The following is an 18,108-nucleotide window of genomic DNA, read 5'->3' as shown; positions in this document are numbered from 1 at the left end:
AATACATCTTATGTGTCAAAACCAAATCAAATTCAATATCAATTTCATTTTTATATAATAATGTGATTTTTACCATGTAAAATATAGAAAGGATACTCCCTGTCTTGGTAACGAAATTTCTAATGCTATTTTACCTTCAGGACTATTGACCCATTCAGGTGATGTCAACAACTGTAATTGTCCAGATTTCTCCAATTCTTGAATTTGCTCTTTACTAGGGTCTTGTGGAGATCCCATTTTTTTCCAAGCTGTATAAGAATTGCTGAATTCTTGGTCAATACGATAATGGTTTAACAAAGCCCTTTCCGTTGGTATATCATCCATATTGATGATTATTTTTTCGGGCAAAACGTTCAAGTCATTTTTATCATGATAGTTCCACACCATAATGGAGAGTGAATTTTCATCAACCGATGCCAATGCGTTAACATCTGGTGCTGCTCCCCTAACTTTTTCCTTAAGTATTCTATTATAATCATATGAAGATCCTTGCGGAGAAACCTTGACCCTGTCACCCTTCATCATACCGAACATTCTAAATACATTCAGCACTGGCTTATCTACACCATTGGTGGCCATATCCCTAAAACCGGCATACCAGGGTTGGTCCTCAAACTCAAATCCCCAAGTAACGGCACCTAATAAATTAACTCCATAGTGGTCTGCCATTTCATACTTTCTAGCAAAAGACGCTGCAGTATAACTAGCATACATAGTACCATTTCTATATGCATTGTGCGGATAATCCGCTTCTGAACAAGCAGCACAACCCTCTGGATCAGATTCGCCTATGATAATGGGTAGATGCTTAAATTCCGGATAGGACGCAACAACCTCAAAACCTTTACTGATATCATTTAACTGTGAACTCATGTCCATATGCACCACATCATCAATAACTTTTGGATTTCCTTTAGCATGAAACGTTATAAAATCTAATGGAGAGCCCTTTTTACCTGTAGCGTAGTTCTTTCCAGATTTTACGTGATCTAAAAAGGTAACAAGAAAATCTTCGGCTTTGTCCCACCCAGGCCCAGTTGTTTCTGGTCCACCTACCAATGCTGTTGGCAAAGCACGTTTAACAGCATCCACACTATAATCGTACAACTTAATATACTCTTCAGTAGTTCCTTGCCAATAGCCAATATTAGGTTCGTTCCATACTTCCCAATACCAACTTTCCACCTCTTCTTTACCATAACGTTCAATAGAATGTAAGACCCATTGATATACCAGCTCTGCCCATTTTTCATAATCATTTGGCGGGTATGCCCATCCAGTATAAATATCCTCATACGCTGCACCCGGCTTCCAATAATGGCGATAGGGTTTTGGTTTACTTGACAAGGCTTCTGGCATAAAACCTATTTGCGCCAATGGTTTCATGCCCCTCTCAATATAAGTGTCAAAAATTTTATCGACTATTGTCCAGTCATAAACAGGATTACCGTCATCATCTTCTGTATAGGCATTGGTAGAGCCCCATTTTAATGCGTGGGTACCTTCTCCTGTTACTAATAAGCTGTGTGCTCTAACATATACAGGCACAGCGCTTAACTCGGAAATTTCGGTTAATAGCTTTTTACTATCTTTCATGTAGGTATAGTTTGGCTCGTCATAGCCCCACCATGCCCAAATAGGATCCATTGGACCCAATTTTTCATTAGCATCAATATGGATTGTAGTTGTATTATTTTGAGCATATCCAGTAGTAAAGGATAACAATGTATACAACACCATGAGCAACTTAGTAATCAGTAATTTTTTCTTAAACTTCATAATTTTTGGCTTATTAAATTTGATTTTGTCCTTAAAGAATCCATTAGCATCAACCAACTGCTTAGTACGTAAATTCTCTGGACCATTGATAGTTTGTATATACTTACCTTAATTTTCTACAGGTGTCACCCCTTCTAGGGTAGGTATTACCTCATTAATGAATCCGTTTTTATCAAACGTTAATTTATCTATAGAAACTTCTCTATGAAACCCTGCTTCCCTCCCCATACTTTTACCTTTTGGGTGGGTAAATCTATGGTATACCAAATACCATTCATCTTTTCCAGGAACTTGAATTACCGAATTATGACCGGTCGCCAAAATTTCCAAATTTTTATCAGCCTGTATGACAATGTTGTTTTCAGGTATTTCTAACGGTCCTGTAGGACTTTTAGAAGTAGCATATCTAACTTTATAATTAGGACTTCTGGTATCGTCTTCGCTCCACATAAAGTAATAGATGCCATTCCTATAAAAAACCTCGGTACCTTCTCTATAGGTTTTGTCCGGCGTTATGACCTTTAAGGTATTTTTCTTTATAGAGATCATGTCATTGTTCAATTCTGCCACGGCCATGTACATATTGCCCCAATACAAATAGGTTTTACCACTTTTTGGGTCTTTAAAAACATCTGGGTCTATTTCTTGTCCGTTCGTAATCCCATCAGGTTTATAATCAATAAGTGGCTTTCCACTATCAACAAATGGTCCTGTTGGGTCATCTGAAACGGCAACACCTATATTCTGTGCTGCAGTAAAATAATAGTAGTACTTATAGATGTCTCCTTCTTTTCTTTCAATTATGCAAGGTGCCCATGCATTGCGGTCTGCCCAAGGAACATCTTTCTTTAAATCAAGGATTATTCCCTCATCTGTCCAGTCCACTAAATCTGGTGATGAGAAAGTCTTAAAATAGGTTCCGGACCAATTATTAAATCCGTCCGAAGTGGGATAGATATAATATTTATTGGTTTTGTTGGAAAATATAATTTCCGGATCGGCGTAATATCCTTTTAGAGCAGGGTTATGGTCCTTGGCAACAATTACGTTATACGTTTGTTTTCCTTTACCCTCTATGGCAACTGTATATTCAACCGGGCCTTCAGTAAAATTTTGGGGCCCTTTAGGTGTTATTGTAGTGCCGGGATATGATTGAAATTGTGGATCAAATGCATCTAAACTAATCCCATTCTTAACCGGTACCCTTATTTCATTTTGTTTGTTGTAAATAGCAACATTCTGCTTAATAACATCATTTGACCCTACCTCTACTAACGGATTGTCAAAAGTGGTAAACTCCGCCACAAGCGATTTTAATTCCTTCTCGGTTATAGGCAATACCGATCCATGCCGTGGATGAAAATCCATACTAATATCCTCATCTATAACTTCAAAGTTTTTTAGGTCTTTGCTCTTTGTAAACTGGTAGCCACCTTTTGTATAGAGATCGTACATGAGTATATATTCACCGGTATCATTAAGCTTAAAAATACCACTACCTTCAACAGGGTCCGTAGCTTCATCAACACGATCATTACTTACCAGCTCATACCCTTCTGTCAAATTATCAGAAACAGCCAATTTAATACCAGGGTTACCATCTTCCGCTTTGTGAAATAAATGGTATTTCCCATTCAAATAAATAATATCACCATCTATACACGCTTTATTATCACTACTTGCCGGTGGATAATACAACTGTTTAGGTTCTGACTCCAAACCGGTAAAATCTTCATTGGCGTATGCATAATAAATCTTATCAGGAGCATTACCCTCTTTCATTGAGAAATAGACCATGTATTTATCTACCTTTTCATCATAGATAGTTTGAGGAGCCCAAACCCTATAGACCTCTGAAAAAGTATCGGGATATGTTTCCGGAATATTGATTATTGTAGATGTCCAATTGATCAGGTCTGTGGATTTCATTAAAATCATGGCATAATTTTTCCACCCCATTTCTGGCACATAAAGATCGGTTACGACCATGTAAAAAGTTTTACCATCATTAGACCTGATTAAATGGGGATCACGAACACCGCCCGTACCACTTATATCTTCATTTGCAACAATTGGTTCATTATTATTTAGTGCCTTATAATTAAACCCATCTGTACTAACGGCATATCTAATTGATTCTTCGCCAGGATTGTTTCCTATAAAATAGGTAAATAAATATGCAGTGGGTTCTTCAGTTTTCGTATTCTTACATGAACCTAAAATGCCTGCAAAAAAAGCTAGGTTTAAGAGGAATAGTAGGTTAAAGTGCCTTTTATTTTTCATTTGCATTTAATTTGAATTCTTGGATTATCGTTTATGGGTTATTAATATTATAATTATTGAGCAGTTCTATGACTTGGATACTGTCATTGTTCTTGGAGAACACCACTATATTTGAATTGGTGTGTTTAACGATTTGAGCATCTCTTATATCCCCATCTATAAATGCACCAATAAATTCTTTGTTCAATACTTTAAAATTACCCTTTCCGTTCCCCACCAATAAAACACCTTTACCGGCATCTGTTGGGCCAAATTCAACACGAAATGGAAAATAATTGCCGGCGACCAATACATCTATATTTTCATCACCAGTAAAATCAGCAACAACGATACCTTGTACCGCAGAAAATTGCGCTTCTACAGGGAGTATATGCGTCTTAAAACCATTGCCGGTATTTTCTAAATACATGCTTCTTGTTTGAAATACTTTAAGATGCTTAGCGGCTTTAAGCTGTTCTCTCGGAAAAATGCTATCTAAAATAGACGAGGCGTAATTCTCATGTTTTAAAAAATTTTTGCGTAAATGTGGAAAAGCACCTTGCATTTCATCAAGCGAGGCAATTGGATATCGCCTTCCTTGAATATAACTGCTAATAACAGCTGTATTGACAGCATCTCCTCTAAAATCACCAATAAATGCTTCTAAAGGTTGCTCTACAGATGGTTTAAAAGGCAAGTTTAGTCCCATATTGCCAACCATAAGATCCATATCCCCATCATTATCCATGTCCGCACTTGAAATGGTCTGCCATAGTCCGTTAGTATTGGCAAGGCCCAAGTCATCTGTCTTCTCCTTTAGTTTTCCTTGGTTATTCAAAAAAATCCGAATAGGCATCCATTCCCCTACAATAACCAAATCTAACCAAGTATCATTGTTTACATCTAGCCATAGTGCATCCGTTACCAGACCTGGTTGACGTAGTTTGGGGTTAACCTCATCTGTAGCAAGGCTAAATTTTATAATGCCATTATCAAAATCACTATCATTGCGCAGAATACCCCCAATGGCACAATCAGGATAATTGCCAGGCATTGCTCCGCTACCAACGAATAAATCCATATCCCCATCACCATCGTAATCACCGGCCGCAACTGCACTTCCATTCGAGTAACCCTGTGGCAAGCTTTCCTCTGGGGCCAACATAAAATTGCCATTTCCATTATTTATGTACAACCTATCTTGTAATTGCGGTGATCCTAATGCCAATACACTACCACCACTTACCGTGTACAAGTCCATGTCGCCATCATTATCCGCATCAAAAAATACCGAACCTTCTGTTTCAAGCTTTATAGAGTTATTAAAGCATTCGTCTTTGGAGATCAAGTACTTTCCGTTGGATTGTGAAACAAATAATTGGTCCACGTTACCAAGTGCACCACCTATAAAAATATCATCTATACCATCTTGATTAACATCTGCAACGGACATTTTAGGCCCCGACCTTGAACTCTGTTTAAGTGCCAGACGATTTACATTAAAGTCAACAAAACTATCTTCGGTATGCTTGTATTCAATAAAATCTTTATTTCTTATTGATTGAAAATATGCAACAGCTTCCTCCTCTTGTTCCGCTACTGGTTTTGAAGATTTCTCATCAATTTCAAGAAGCGAATTCAATCCTACATCTTGCAATTCGCTAATATAACCAGACGGCCATTGCACTTTTACATTTGCAGATTTTAGTTTATTTAATCCGAAATACAAAATTGGATCTACGGAAGATTGGTAACCCCTTACAGGATAATTTTCAACAAACTGCGTTGTAGCACCTGATGTTACCCAAACCTTGGCACCAAGAGCATAGCTGTTCTTATCCTTACCCTTGAGCTTTATTCTTAAAAAATTATTTTTATTTTTTTCTGCACCATTTTTATACACTCCAATTGGTTCGTTGGTATTATTAATAATTAGGTCCAAATCTCCATCATTATCCAAATCGGCATAAGCAGCGCCTGTTGATACGGTAGGATTGGAAAATCCCCAATCTGCCGTGGTATTTTCAAATGTATAGTTTCCTTTATTTTTAAAAATGTAATTAGGAATTTTGGTGGAAGGCATTTTTTTTACCAACTCATAAATAAGGCTTGAAAATTCTTTTTTGCCGGACTCATCAAACAACTCCTTTCCTTTGGCTCGAACATTTGCCATTGCTTCATTTACCTCAAACTTCATGAAGTCCTTATTGGTATAATCTCGTAGATACCCGTTGGATACGAACATATCCTTTTTACCATCACTATCAAAATCCGCTATTAATGCCGACCAACTCCAATCTGTAGTTGCAACACCCGCCAACTGTCCAATTTCACTGAACCTAGGTACATCTTGAAGGTCTTTACCTCTATTTAATTGCAACATATTGCGCATGTGCTGCTTATGATAGTTACTATCTACAGCAAGCTGATAACGATCATATTCATCTACCCCCTTTAATATTTTTTGTCTAAAATTATCTTCGGGAAGCATATCCAAGGTTACCAAATCTACAAGACCATCATTATTTATATCGGCTGCATCATTACCCATGGAATATTTTGAAATATGGCCGAATGATTTTTTTGTGGCATCTAAGAATGTACCATCACCTTGGTTTAGATATAAAAAATCCTGTTCGTCATAATCATTGGATACATAAATATCCGGCCACCCATCATTATTAAAATCCGATATGGAAAGGCCCAGTCCAAAATTGAGTCCGCTTCCATAAATACCGGCAGTTTCGCTTACATTGGTAAAGGTATTTCCGTCATTTCTATATAAGGAATTGCCAAATTGTGGATGCCTTGCATTTCTAAGTTTTGTACTATTATAGAATGGGGAATAGAAGGTCTTGGAATGGTTTAATAAAAACATATCCAAATCGCCATCTAGGTCATAATCTAAAAAAGCTGCCTGTGTACTAAAACTACCTATGGCATCTAATCCATATTCAGCTGCTTTTTCTTCAAACTGTGGTACAGAATCTTTGGTAAGACCATTGTTTATAAATAATTGATTTGCTCGGTCCTTATTAGTTCCCAAACCAGAATAGCAAACATAAATATCCAGCAACCCGTCACCATTTACATCTGCAATACTAGTACCTGTTTTCCACCCTTTTCTTCCGGCAACATTTGATGCCTTGGTATGATCCGTAAATGTAAAATTACCTTCATTCATATAGAGTTTGTTCTCTTCCGTATTTCCAGTAATATACATATCAGCATATCCGTCATTATTAAAATCTCCAATACCAACACCAGCGCCGTTATACATGTATTCATATTGCATTACATTGAGTTGTTCTGTTTCAACAACTTTATTTATGAACGCTATACCTGTATCATCATGATCAAGTAATGTAAATAAGGGAGCTTCCTTTTTTGAACAGCTTAAAAGCACCAAACTTATATATAACAACAGAATTTTATATAATTGCTTACTATTCATAATAGTTGGATTCTATGGTAGTTTTTCGCTGTCAATAAAAGTTGATGAACTTACATGGACATAGAATATTATAATCATGCAATTTAATAACAGGCTTAAATTTTAACGTATACCTTTAGAATATTTGTTTTTTTAAAAAATTTATTTTCTTAAAGCCCAATGTACGGACTAAATAATTGAACTTTTAAACTATTGACCTAAATAAAAATAAGGGGCAAACCAATTATTTTGAAATGCCCCAAATTAAAACTAACTCAACAAACTATTTTACGCGGCATTACCATCCTAGTATCTGTTTTGCCGCAGGATTTTTATCAATTTCATTTTGTGGAATAGGAAGCACATAAAGTTTAGAGGGGAAAGTTCTTGTTTCAAACTCAAACTTAGTGTACGTGTAGTTATCACCATCTTTTTCAATTCTCATACCGTAAAGTGGTCCGTTTAAAAGATCTTCCGCTATACCCCACCTTCTAATATCAAAAAAACGATGTTCCTCAAATGCCAACTCTATTCTACGTTCATTTCTAATTTTTTGACGCATTTGTTCTTTTGTGAGTCCAGTTTGCAGATTTGGCATACCAGCACGATTACGAATTAAATTTATTGCATCATAAACGGTACCATCCGGGCCAGAAGCTTCATTTTGAGCTTCTGCATAATTTAAAAGTACTTCTGCGTATCGCATAAATATCCAATCTTGATCACTAGATTTTGAATAAATTATCAAATCTTCGTCATGGAACTTGCGCAAAAAGTATCCTGTATTCATAAAAGCATCTGGACTACCTTCTAATCCACCTTCATATAATTCCATTTCTCGCCCTCTAAACATTGCACCATCATGAACTACGGTAGCCTTAAATCTTGGATCAAGATTCTCAAAAGGATTATTGGGGTCAAAAAGTGGAGACTCTTCTTGAGGCTCACCATCTATCATATCGTAAGCATCTACAAAATTTTGAGTAGGCAAATTACCTCCCCAACCTGCATCACTAGTTCCTTTAAACGTGTTTGGTGTATTATAAACATCCCAACCGGAGCCACTTTTACCAGAATGATGGTGCTTATCCGGAAACTGGAATTTTTTTGCATATATAATTTCCTCGTTATTCTTAGTCAAGAATAATGTCCTATAATCCGGAAAAAGGCTATAATCCGTACCAATTACTTCATTTGCAGCTTCAGCGGCATCCGCCCATCTTTCAGCATATAGCAACACTCTACTTTTTAATGCGTTGGCAGCGCCAACAGTTGCCCTACCTGCATCTGTCTCACCTACTGTGGGTAATAATCCTAAAGCTTCGTCCAAATCAGATATAATAAAATCAACAATTTCATCATAAGAAGCACGTGGAATGGCAAAATCATCTTCAAGAGTTAAACTTTTATCAATTAAAGGCACACCAGTTGGCTCCCCACCTTCAGACTTGATACCATACAATCTCAACAGTTCATGGTACATAAAAGCCCGTAAAAAATAAGCTTCACCTTTTAATGTATTTCTGAAGCTTTCATCTTCAAGACGGTCTAAATTTTCAAGAGCTGAATTTGCCTTTCTGATCAGGTTATAATAATCTGCCCAAGTTTCTCCCCACGGTACATTACTAGGTAAAAAATCACCAGTTTGTAATTGATTAGAATGAGTCCACCCCATACTTACATCACCATCATCAGTAGCACCGTCCAATATGTAAAGGCCTTTTGCCCAACCTCCATAGTTTCTATCAAAACCTGATGGCATATTTCCATATATTGCATTTACAAACTGTAATGCCCCTTGTTTATCAGTCCAAACCAACTCCTCTGTTAATGAATCTTTAGGTAATTGATTTAAAAGGTCTTTTTCACAGCTTAGGTTTAGTGCAAGACACATCCAAACACAACCTAACTTTATTAAATTTTCTAGATTTTTTTTCATTATATATTTTTTAAAAGTTAAGGTTCAATCCAAAATTCCAAATTCTTAATTGAGGGTATCCCCAACCTCTTCCTTCACTATTCTCCGGGTCAAAATTTTCTATCTTGGACCAGGTAGCTACATTATTTGCATTCATATAAATACGAATTCCTGATATAAAATTTTGATTTATTTTATCCACTGGGATATTATAGGCCAGTTCTATATTTTTAAGTCTTAGGTATGAAGCATCTCTTAACCAAAAGGAAGATCCTCTATGATTGTTGGTGGCCTCAATTAAGACCCTTGGCTCACTTGCATCTGTATTAGTCGGTGTCCACCTATCCAAATTTTGCTTATAAGCACCAGAGGTTCCAAGAAAAAACGGCCAAGCTGCCTCTCCACTATAATATTGATTAACATTGGTTGCTCCTTGCAATAAGAAAGAAAACTCAAAATCTTTATATTGGATGTTACCTCTATAACCAAATATTATTTCTGGTGTGTTTGAAGTTCCTATTGCAGTTCTATCAAAATCATCAATTTTTCCGTCAGGTACTCCGTCCGGGCCATTTAAATCAGCATACCTAACATCTCCAGGTGCGGTATCAGCAAAATGTGTTGGCGCATTGTCCACCTCTTGTTGAGTTTGAAAAAGACCTAATGCCTGAAGACCAAATTGAGTGCCAAGAGGTAGTCCGGTTCTTCTAATGTTGGCATTGTCAGTTTCTGGTTCATCTATAAAAACAATCTTGTTTTTGGCATATGTTAAATTTGCATTCATAGAATAACGCCAATTCTCATCTATTCTATTAACATGGCCTAGTTCAATTTCTACACCACTATTATTAACTTTTGACAAATTCTCAACCGGTAGACCAACCCCTAGCAATCCTGGAACAGTTAGGTTTCTAGATCCCAAAATATCACTTCTCTTGTCAGAGAAATAATCTACGGTCATAGACAAGCCACCGTTCCACATAGTGGCATCAAAACCAATATTAAGTTTTTTAACCGTTTCCCAAGTAACATCAGGATTCGCCAAATTTCCTTCAATAATAGCCTGTTGCACATCTGCATTTCCAAAAACTGCTGTACCATTTACATTATACGATTGTAAGTACAGGAACCTTTGCCCTCCAATTCTATCATTCCCCAAAACACCATAAGAACCTCTTAGTTTTAATAAATCAAAAGTTTCAGAATCTTTAAGAAAATCTTCTTTTGAAATTATATAAGCTGCGGAACCTGAAGGGAAGAAACCCCATCTTTTCCCAGGAGCAAATTGTTCTGATCCATCTGCCCTAAAACTACCTTCTAGAATATATCTATCTTTATATGTCCAGTTTAACCTCCCTACTACACCCTGTCTACCACTAGTACCAGAGTAACCACGATTGTTTCTGTTTGCAGTTCCCCCAAAATCTATTTCATCAATAGCTAAAGTATAACCATCTCTGTTGGCGCTTAAAAAATTCCAGCTTTCCTTGGTTTGTGTATAAAGTAGTAAAGCCGATATATCACTTTCACCTATCTCCTTTATATAATTTAAATGACTTTGAAAAGTTATTGATTGATAATCATTATGATCTTGATATAAAGACGAAGCAGCATCAGCACCACTTGGTTGCTCTATAAGACTTCCATCAGTTGAACGCGTATAAAATGGCGTTTTAATGAAAGACCAATTCTTTTTATCCGTTATAGTTTTATCATAAGAAGCAATACCTTTAAAAGTAAGACCCTCTATAGGTAATTGCTGTTCTAATTGAATTCTGCCTTTAAAAACCTGATTACTTTCTTTTCTGTATCCATTTTCTGGAAGAGTCAAATATGCCGGTCCATTAGAATATGTTCCATCAGACCAAGTTATAGGTGTTTTATTTGGTGGTGTGGAGGTAAGCCACCTAAACACATCTGGACTACCTATTGAATTAATTTTTTCATCTCTACCAGAAACATCAAAAGACAATTTGGTAGTATTGGTAACATCAGCATCAATATTTGATCTAAAATTATAACGCTTAAAATTATCCGAAGGTATAATTCCGTCCTGGTTCAAAGAACCGAAAGATGCGGCATATTGGATTTTATCAGAACCGCCGTTAGCTGATATGTTATGAGTTTTGACCAATGCACTTTTATTCAGCACTGAATACCAATCCGCATCTGGATGAGTATCGGGACTACTACCATCTTGAAATTTTTGAAGATCTTCAGTTGTATAAATAGGTTCTTGACCTTGATTTACCAAAGCTTCATTATAAAGGACCGAGTAATCATAAGAGTTCAAATATTCAGGGTCTCGAGTTCGTTCCTGTACACCCAATGTTGTGTTGAAATTTATTTGCATTTTTCCAGCTCTACCCCTTTTAGTAGTAACTAGAATAACACCGTTACCCGCTCTCATACCAAAAACCGCGGCACTAGCCGCATCTTTAAGTACAGAGAAAGATTCTATTTCATTTGCGTTTAGTTGAGAAAAGTCTCGAGATGATCTCACAATTCCATCAATAACATAAATAGGCGAAGAATCTCCTGTTGTACCTATACCTCTAATGAAAATATTAGACCCATCACGGCCAGGCTCTCCAGATCTTTGGGTAGCAACAATACCAGTGGTTTGTCCTACCAAAGCGTTACTTAAGTTGGGAGTTGGGTTTTTTGCAATTTCTTTTTGATCTACTTGAGATACAGAGCCGGCTATATCGCTCTTTTTCTGGGAACCATAGCCAATGACGACCACCTCGTCCAGTTTAGCGGAATCTTCGGCCAAAGCTATTGAAATAGATGACTGGTTTCCTACCTCAATTTCTTGCTTTAAATATCCTATATAAGAAATAATCAATGTAGCATCAGAACTAGATACCGTAATAGAAAAGTTTCCGTCAAAATCTGTCTGTACACCATTTGTTGTACCCTTTTCCAGGATATTTGCTCCAGGTAATGGCATACCATCTGCGCTAGAGGTTACCGTTCCTTGAATAGTGTTTGCCTCTTGGGCAAAAGCAGTTGAAATAGTTAAAAAGCATGCTAAGGCAAAGGTCCAAAGCAAATTGGAAAACCAAACGGTTCTCCGTTTAAGATGTTGTTTTTTGGTCATAATGTTGTGGTTTGAAGTTATTAAGTGTTGTTGATACACCTGTAAAATAAATAAAGAATTTCTACATGAGCAAGGAATCCTATCAAATATGTGTAATTTTAACACTTTTAAATTATATAAATGACAATTTTTTAGCGAGATAATTATCATTGCCGTGAAAACAGCAAATTTTATTTAATTATTTTTTTTTGGATGAATCTTAGTAAATTGCCAACGCAAAATATTTTAAATGGTTTTAAATAATTATAGTACAGAAGATAAGGTTCTGCTTGCAGTGGATTGTATCATCTTCGGGTTTGATAAAGAGGAATTAAAAATTTTACTTGTTCAACGAGATTTTGAACCTGAAAAAGGAAAATGGTCTTTAATAGGTGGGTTCTTAAAAAAAGAAGAAAACTTAGACGAAGCTGCCATCCGGATCCTAAATCACCTCACCGGTTTACATAATATTTATATGGAACAAGTGTATTCTTTTTCCAAAGTAGATAGAGACCCTGCCGAAAGGACCATCTCAGTTGCTTATTACGCCTTAATTGATATTGCAACCCATGATGAGGAACTCCTTAAGCAAAATCCCATTAAATGGTTTAGTTTAAAGGACGCCCCAAAACTTATTTTTGATCATGAGCAAATGGTTGAAAAGGCTATGGCCAGATTACGTAGACGTGCCTTGAGCAAACCAATTGGTTTTGAACTTTTACCAGAAAAATTTACCATGCGCCAATTGCAAAAATTGTACGAGGCTATTCTAGATACAAAACTGGACAAGCGTAACTTCATCAACAAATTCAACTCCTTTGATATATTGATAAAATTGGACGAAAAAGATATGAGCTCATCTAAAAAAGGAGCTTTCCTATTTATGTTCGACCAAGAAAAATATAACCGAAAGGTGGAGGACGGTTTTAACTTTAAGATTTAAAATACCGTTTTAAGGAAATTATCTATTCCTTTTACAGTAGGCTCAAACCAAGGACTGTACAGTACAAAGGAGTGTGGGGCCGTCTCAAAAGAAATGACTTCAGAATATATACTGTTGCTTCTTAGTATATTGATATAATCTTCCCTTCCTGCATGCATACGCGCTACCGAGCTATTGATGAACAACGTGGGCGGCGTTTTGTCGTTTACATAGGTCAATGGAGATGCTTGTTTCCAAAGTAAGGGGTTCTCTGCCTTACTATAGCCAAACCAATAAGTGGCCGCAGAAGTACCTTTACTATCATCACCTTCACCACTTTCCGGATGTACAAAGGACAAAGTACCATCAAGGTCTATGATTGCATTGACATGAGATGATATACCGGTATTACATGCATCATTTTCAAAAAGTAATTTATTTGCCGTAGTACCAACAAATGCAGCCAATTCCCCTCCTGCTGAAAAACCACTGATAACAATCTTCTCCGGGTTTATTTGATAGGTTTCGGCATTTTTTCTAACCCAACGCACTACCGCTTTTAAGTCATAGACAGCAGACGGAAAAAGAGCTTCTGTTGATAAGCGATATTCTGGTGTTATTGCAACATACCCCTTATTCGCCAATTGCTCAGCTAAGGGGTAGTGTTGGGTTCTGTTCCCAGAACGCCACCCACCGCCATGAATTATGATAATGGCAGTCCTAAGGGTTTCAGATGTATTCTTTGGTTCAAAAACATCTAATTTCAATGACCTGGCCCCCAATGTGCAATATGTTAAGTCATTTTCCCTGAGAACGGTATCAAAATTAAATTCTTTTATAATTTTTATATGCGGATATTTTTTGACATCCTGGGCAAAAGCAGAAGCCGTAGTGTAGGAAGTATCAGGTATACCAGTTATACCTTCTAGGTTTTGTGCAGTCAATACATTGGAAAACAGCACATAAACGGCCAGAAAGAACACGTTTAAAATAGTAGATTTCATCTAGGTTGGTAATTTTTCAAAATTGGTTGTTTGGTCTGAGCTTTAAAAACTCGTACCAAATGTAGGGTTTTTGTGGACTCATTATATAAACAGGACTAACTTGTTTAATTTTTTAAAAACTTACTTAACGGTAATTTCAAGGTTTTAATTTGTGCTATAGTTAAACCGGCCACCTCCAATGCCCCTTTTTTGGACAGGTGCGTGTTATCTGCCTTACCATCTGGATAATAAGGATGTTCTCCAGGTTGAAAATGTAAATGCAAAGCTTTTGACCCCTCTGCACCATATGTCATTTCTAATTGTTCCGTTAAAAATTGTAAATCAATAAAAGGTACATTCATCTCTTGGGCCAGCAACCTTACTTCTAATGGGTATAGCCCGTGGGTATCTACCAAAGTTCCAAACTCATTAAAATTCCTACGAACAATAGATGAGAATAAGACTGGCAATGCACCTTTTTCTCTAGTGTCCAAAACAAATTGTTTTAAGTTGGCCCTATAGGATGTATGGGGGTTTGTATATCTGGTTGCGTCCTTTATTTTTTGGTCATTATGCCCAAATTGAATAAACACATAGTCGCCAGGTGATAAGGTCTTCATAACATCATTCCATCTACCTTCAGTTATAAAGCTTCTACTACTACGGCCATTTACGGCCCTATTATCAACTTTTACACTATCGGTAAAAAATTGTGGTAGCACCTGTGCCCATCCATGCTCTGGATTCTGCGTTGGGTTTTCCTTATCCGCCATAGTAGAATCTCCTATACAGTAGATGGTGGTTACTTGGGCCGAACCAGTATAAAACAAAAGAACAGAAAATATAATTAGTGGTATACGCATAATCATTTATTCTATTATTTCCATTTAAATGCAAAATAGCTACACGGACTATCTGTTGCGTTACGTATACCATGCTGTTCTTGGGAATTTGCCAAATAAAAATCTCCGGCCCCAGCTGTGTATTCAGTACCATTAATGGTCATTTCCGTATTACCGGATAAAATCAGGATAATTTCAGTTTCCTCATGAGCATGGGGCTTATGACTTGGACCTTTTTTATTTAATTGGGTAATATGCATTTCAAAACGCTGGCACATGGCAGTGGCCCTGTCAAAATATGGAATTCCACCACCACGTTCGCTTTTATTGAAAACCAGCGAATCTTTATTCAACATTAACGATCCTCCATTTGCCATACCTCTTTTAATATCCATGTTTTTTTTGGATTGATATTGCATTACGTAATAGGTAAGATTGGTATCTCCAACGTTTTCAATGCTGTGCATCTGTTGCGGCATAAGTAAAATAATGCCCCCAGCTCCTAGAATCTTAGATTGGCCCTCAATAGTAACCTTCATAGTACCCTCCTTGACTATAATACATTCTTCTTTAGCTTCATTAGCATGGGGAGGATTTGGTTTTGCTCCCGGATATTGGGTAGTGGCATGCATTCTAAAGTGTGAAAGATGTGGCCCAACTCCCTCAAATATTTTTCTGGATTCTCGCATTCCCCCTTTTTTGACCGGGTGGTCTTTCCATTTATATACGCCGGATTTAACCAAGTCTGATGCATAGATAGCATCAGAATTTTTAACAACAGTGAACGAAAGAATTCCTAGCAGGCCTAGCAATAATACTATTATTTTAGTTTTCATATGTTAGGTGTTTATATTTATATACTATTGAAATTCTACCCGTACTTTTAAGCTGCTACTCCTTTTTAAACCACAAAGAATTACCTAAAATGGTTTTCTTATCATAATCCTTAGCTTCTCTTTGTGATAATTGATGACTCCATATTACACGCTTCTTTGGTATATACCCTGGTCCAGAATTATTGTGCTCAGCATAAAATGAGTTTCTCTCCGCTTCTTTATTGGACCAATTATCCCATCCTTCAGGAACTATATGACTTCCTAGTTCACAACGTAAAAAAACCGTTTTAGCAAAGGTTCGCCATGGGCGTCCTAAATATACCTTGCTAACATTACTGGCTGCAGTTAGTTTACAGTTATCAAAAACAAAACCATAGGTACTTCCTTTAGGTGTGGACGCTGCGGTGATATAGGAATTGGATTTACTATGAATGGTGCAATCCTCAAAATATGCAGTAGCTTGTCCAAATATAAAATCTGTAGTACCTTCTATGTAACACTCCTTAAAAAATTGAACAAAACCCTCACCCGTAACATAAAGCGTATCTTGATTACCTATTAACCTACAATTTTCAATTTTAACCCTATTGGCATTTACCGCCAATGCAACGGCTTGTCCTACTTCCCCTGCCGTATTTTTAATAGTCACGTTCTTCAGGTAAAAATCATTCCCTTCAATGGTAAATGTTGGCGTATGAAAAGTACTGTTTCTACCTAGGTTTATTTTATTGAAGTGATCATCAAAAGTAATAATCGTATTTTCTTTACTTTCCCCAATAATACGCATATGGGTATTCCATTCATAAACCTTTACCTTCTCATTATATACGCCATTTTTCAATTGTATAGTAACTGGTTTGTCAGGAAACCCTTTAGCGGCGTTAATGGCAGATTGCAAATCATAAAAATCACCAGACCCATCCTTGGCAACGGTCATATTATAGATATCAATATTTTTATCCGTCCTTACTTTCGCAACTACATTTTCTTGCCATTGTGAAAATTTATCCAACACTTCTTGGGGTTCGTCCGTATACCAACGGTAGCCATTTCTCCTTTCCTGACCAATTTCCGATAATGCGTATTTTTTTATACCATCCCTATCACAGAAAAATGCCCGGTTATCATCCAAATTCACAAAGCGGCCCCATAAAGGTTGAGCTTTGGGGTCTGCTATTAATTTTTTATTAACCAACTTACCTTTACCATCATAACTACGTTCAACCCTAACACCGGTAATTTGGGCAGTCTCAAACCAATTTTTGGCTGCGGTAATAGATGCAATAATCTCTGCAGAAGGATTTTTAATGGACATTAATAACAACACAATCTTAGCTGATTCCTTACCACTTAATGATGGTAGCTCATAAGATCTGGCCTTGGCAGGCTCCAACGTCTGTACATCATGTTGTGCACACCATGCCGTTAACACCCCTTGTTGTTTATATTGGGTTTTTAAAATGCATGACACCCCCATATCAAAAGCTTTCCTTGCAGCATTTTTAAGATTATTTGGAATAGATAGGTGGTCATACTTAGATGTTTCATAAATATCCTTGAGCAATGTCATTACATTGTACATGGCATCATCATTATATGTTATATGCGTGTAATACCCTTTTCTTAAAGGATAATATTGTGGCCAACCACCATTCTTATATTGTGCCTTTATCAAGTATTCCAGACCTTTAATAAAGGCGGTTCTATAAGTATCATTATTATGGTGCCTATATACCTTGGCCAAAAACTTCATTTCTAGTGTTGTAGCGCCGTTATCTATGGTAGCCCCAAGATTAGAACTTTTATTAGTGCGTAAATCAGCTTTTTCATTATCGCTGATATTTTGGGGTTGTTTGTTCTTTGGCCAACCACCAATCTCTTTCTGGAGCAATAAAACATTATCCGCAACGGTTAAAATCTCTTCCGAAGCATAGATTGTACTATCTTTTGAATTAACCAACTCGCCCCAAGAATAATCTAAAACCTGTGCTTCCAATAGGTTGCCGGCACAGATTAGTAGTAGAAAGAATATGTTATACTTGCTCATCTTC

General features: G+C 36.8%; 10 protein-coding genes. 1 reads left to right on the top strand and 9 read right to left on the bottom strand.

Annotated features, from left to right (window positions below):
* Positions 1-69: 69 nt before the first annotated feature.
* The 5 genes from ABVM52_RS12750 to ABVM52_RS12730 form a co-directional block, all read right to left on the bottom strand.
* Positions 70-1,779: a GH39 family glycosyl hydrolase gene (locus ABVM52_RS12750; protein WP_405381066.1), complete on the bottom strand. Its 1,710-nt coding sequence runs from the start codon at positions 1,777-1,779 to the stop codon at positions 70-72.
* 108 nt (positions 1,780-1,887) lie between these two features.
* The gene (locus ABVM52_RS12745) at positions 1,888-4,062 is read right to left on the bottom strand and encodes a family 43 glycosylhydrolase (RefSeq protein ID WP_405381064.1); all 2,175 of its coding nucleotides are present in this window, start codon (positions 4,060-4,062) and stop codon (positions 1,888-1,890) included.
* 31 nt (positions 4,063-4,093) lie between these two features.
* Positions 4,094-7,495: a VCBS repeat-containing protein gene (locus ABVM52_RS12740; protein WP_405381062.1), complete on the bottom strand. Its 3,402-nt coding sequence runs from the start codon at positions 7,493-7,495 to the stop codon at positions 4,094-4,096.
* Between the two features lie 277 nt (positions 7,496-7,772).
* The gene (locus ABVM52_RS12735) at positions 7,773-9,413 is read right to left on the bottom strand and encodes a RagB/SusD family nutrient uptake outer membrane protein (RefSeq protein ID WP_405381060.1); all 1,641 of its coding nucleotides are present in this window, start codon (positions 9,411-9,413) and stop codon (positions 7,773-7,775) included.
* 10 nt (positions 9,414-9,423) lie between these two features.
* Entirely contained in the window at positions 9,424-12,495 is a 3,072-nt protein-coding gene (locus ABVM52_RS12730) for a SusC/RagA family TonB-linked outer membrane protein (RefSeq protein WP_405381058.1), read from the bottom strand.
* Between the two features lie 229 nt (positions 12,496-12,724).
* On the opposite strand from ABVM52_RS12730, the gene ABVM52_RS12725 reads away from it, so the two are divergent.
* The gene (locus ABVM52_RS12725) at positions 12,725-13,417 is read left to right on the top strand and encodes an NUDIX hydrolase (protein WP_405381056.1); all 693 of its coding nucleotides are present in this window, start codon (positions 12,725-12,727) and stop codon (positions 13,415-13,417) included.
* Here the strand turns inward: ABVM52_RS12725 and ABVM52_RS12720 are convergent.
* The 4 genes from ABVM52_RS12720 to pelA all read right to left on the bottom strand — a co-directional run bounded on the left by ABVM52_RS12720 (position 13,414) and on the right by pelA (position 18,104).
* A complete protein-coding gene (locus ABVM52_RS12720; protein WP_405381054.1) occupies positions 13,414-14,400 on the bottom strand; it encodes an alpha/beta hydrolase fold domain-containing protein in 987 nt (328 codons plus the stop codon). The genes ABVM52_RS12725 and ABVM52_RS12720 overlap by 4 nt on opposite strands.
* A gap of 104 nt (positions 14,401-14,504) precedes the next feature.
* Positions 14,505-15,242: a rhamnogalacturonan acetylesterase gene (locus ABVM52_RS12715; protein ID WP_405381052.1), complete on the bottom strand. Its 738-nt coding sequence runs from the start codon at positions 15,240-15,242 to the stop codon at positions 14,505-14,507.
* Positions 15,243-15,256: 14 nt separating this feature from the next.
* Positions 15,257-16,057: a cupin domain-containing protein gene (locus tag ABVM52_RS12710; protein WP_405381050.1), complete on the bottom strand. Its 801-nt coding sequence runs from the start codon at positions 16,055-16,057 to the stop codon at positions 15,257-15,259.
* Positions 16,058-16,112: 55 nt separating this feature from the next.
* Positions 16,113-18,104: a pectate lyase gene (gene pelA / locus ABVM52_RS12705; protein ID WP_405381048.1), complete on the bottom strand. Its 1,992-nt coding sequence runs from the start codon at positions 18,102-18,104 to the stop codon at positions 16,113-16,115.
* Between the last annotated feature and the right edge of the window lie 4 nt (positions 18,105-18,108).

The sequence above is a fragment of the Maribacter sp. LLG6340-A2 genome (assembly GCF_045057105.1).
Classification (GTDB): domain Bacteria; phylum Bacteroidota; class Bacteroidia; order Flavobacteriales; family Flavobacteriaceae; genus Maribacter.
This window is presented reverse-complemented; position numbering and strand designations above follow the sequence as displayed.

Excerpts from the sequence above, each read along its gene's own strand:
- ABVM52_RS12750 (WP_405381066.1), bottom strand. The coding sequence starts at position 1,779 with ATGAAGTTTAAGAAAAAATTACTGATTACTAAGTTGCTCATGGTGTTG.
- ABVM52_RS12745 (WP_405381064.1), bottom strand. The coding sequence starts at position 4,062 with ATGAAAAATAAAAGGCACTTTAACCTACTATTCCTCTTAAACCTAGCT.
- ABVM52_RS12740 (WP_405381062.1), bottom strand. The coding sequence starts at position 7,495 with ATGAATAGTAAGCAATTATATAAAATTCTGTTGTTATATATAAGTTTG.
- ABVM52_RS12735 (WP_405381060.1), bottom strand. The coding sequence starts at position 9,413 with ATGAAAAAAAATCTAGAAAATTTAATAAAGTTAGGTTGTGTTTGGATG.
- ABVM52_RS12730 (WP_405381058.1), bottom strand. The coding sequence starts at position 12,495 with ATGACCAAAAAACAACATCTTAAACGGAGAACCGTTTGGTTTTCCAAT.
- ABVM52_RS12725 (WP_405381056.1), top strand. The coding sequence starts at position 12,725 with ATGGTTTTAAATAATTATAGTACAGAAGATAAGGTTCTGCTTGCAGTG.
- ABVM52_RS12720 (WP_405381054.1), bottom strand. The coding sequence starts at position 14,400 with ATGAAATCTACTATTTTAAACGTGTTCTTTCTGGCCGTTTATGTGCTG.
- ABVM52_RS12715 (WP_405381052.1), bottom strand. The coding sequence starts at position 15,242 with ATGCGTATACCACTAATTATATTTTCTGTTCTTTTGTTTTATACTGGT.
- ABVM52_RS12710 (WP_405381050.1), bottom strand. The coding sequence starts at position 16,057 with ATGAAAACTAAAATAATAGTATTATTGCTAGGCCTGCTAGGAATTCTT.
- pelA (WP_405381048.1), bottom strand. The coding sequence starts at position 18,104 with ATGAGCAAGTATAACATATTCTTTCTACTACTAATCTGTGCCGGCAAC.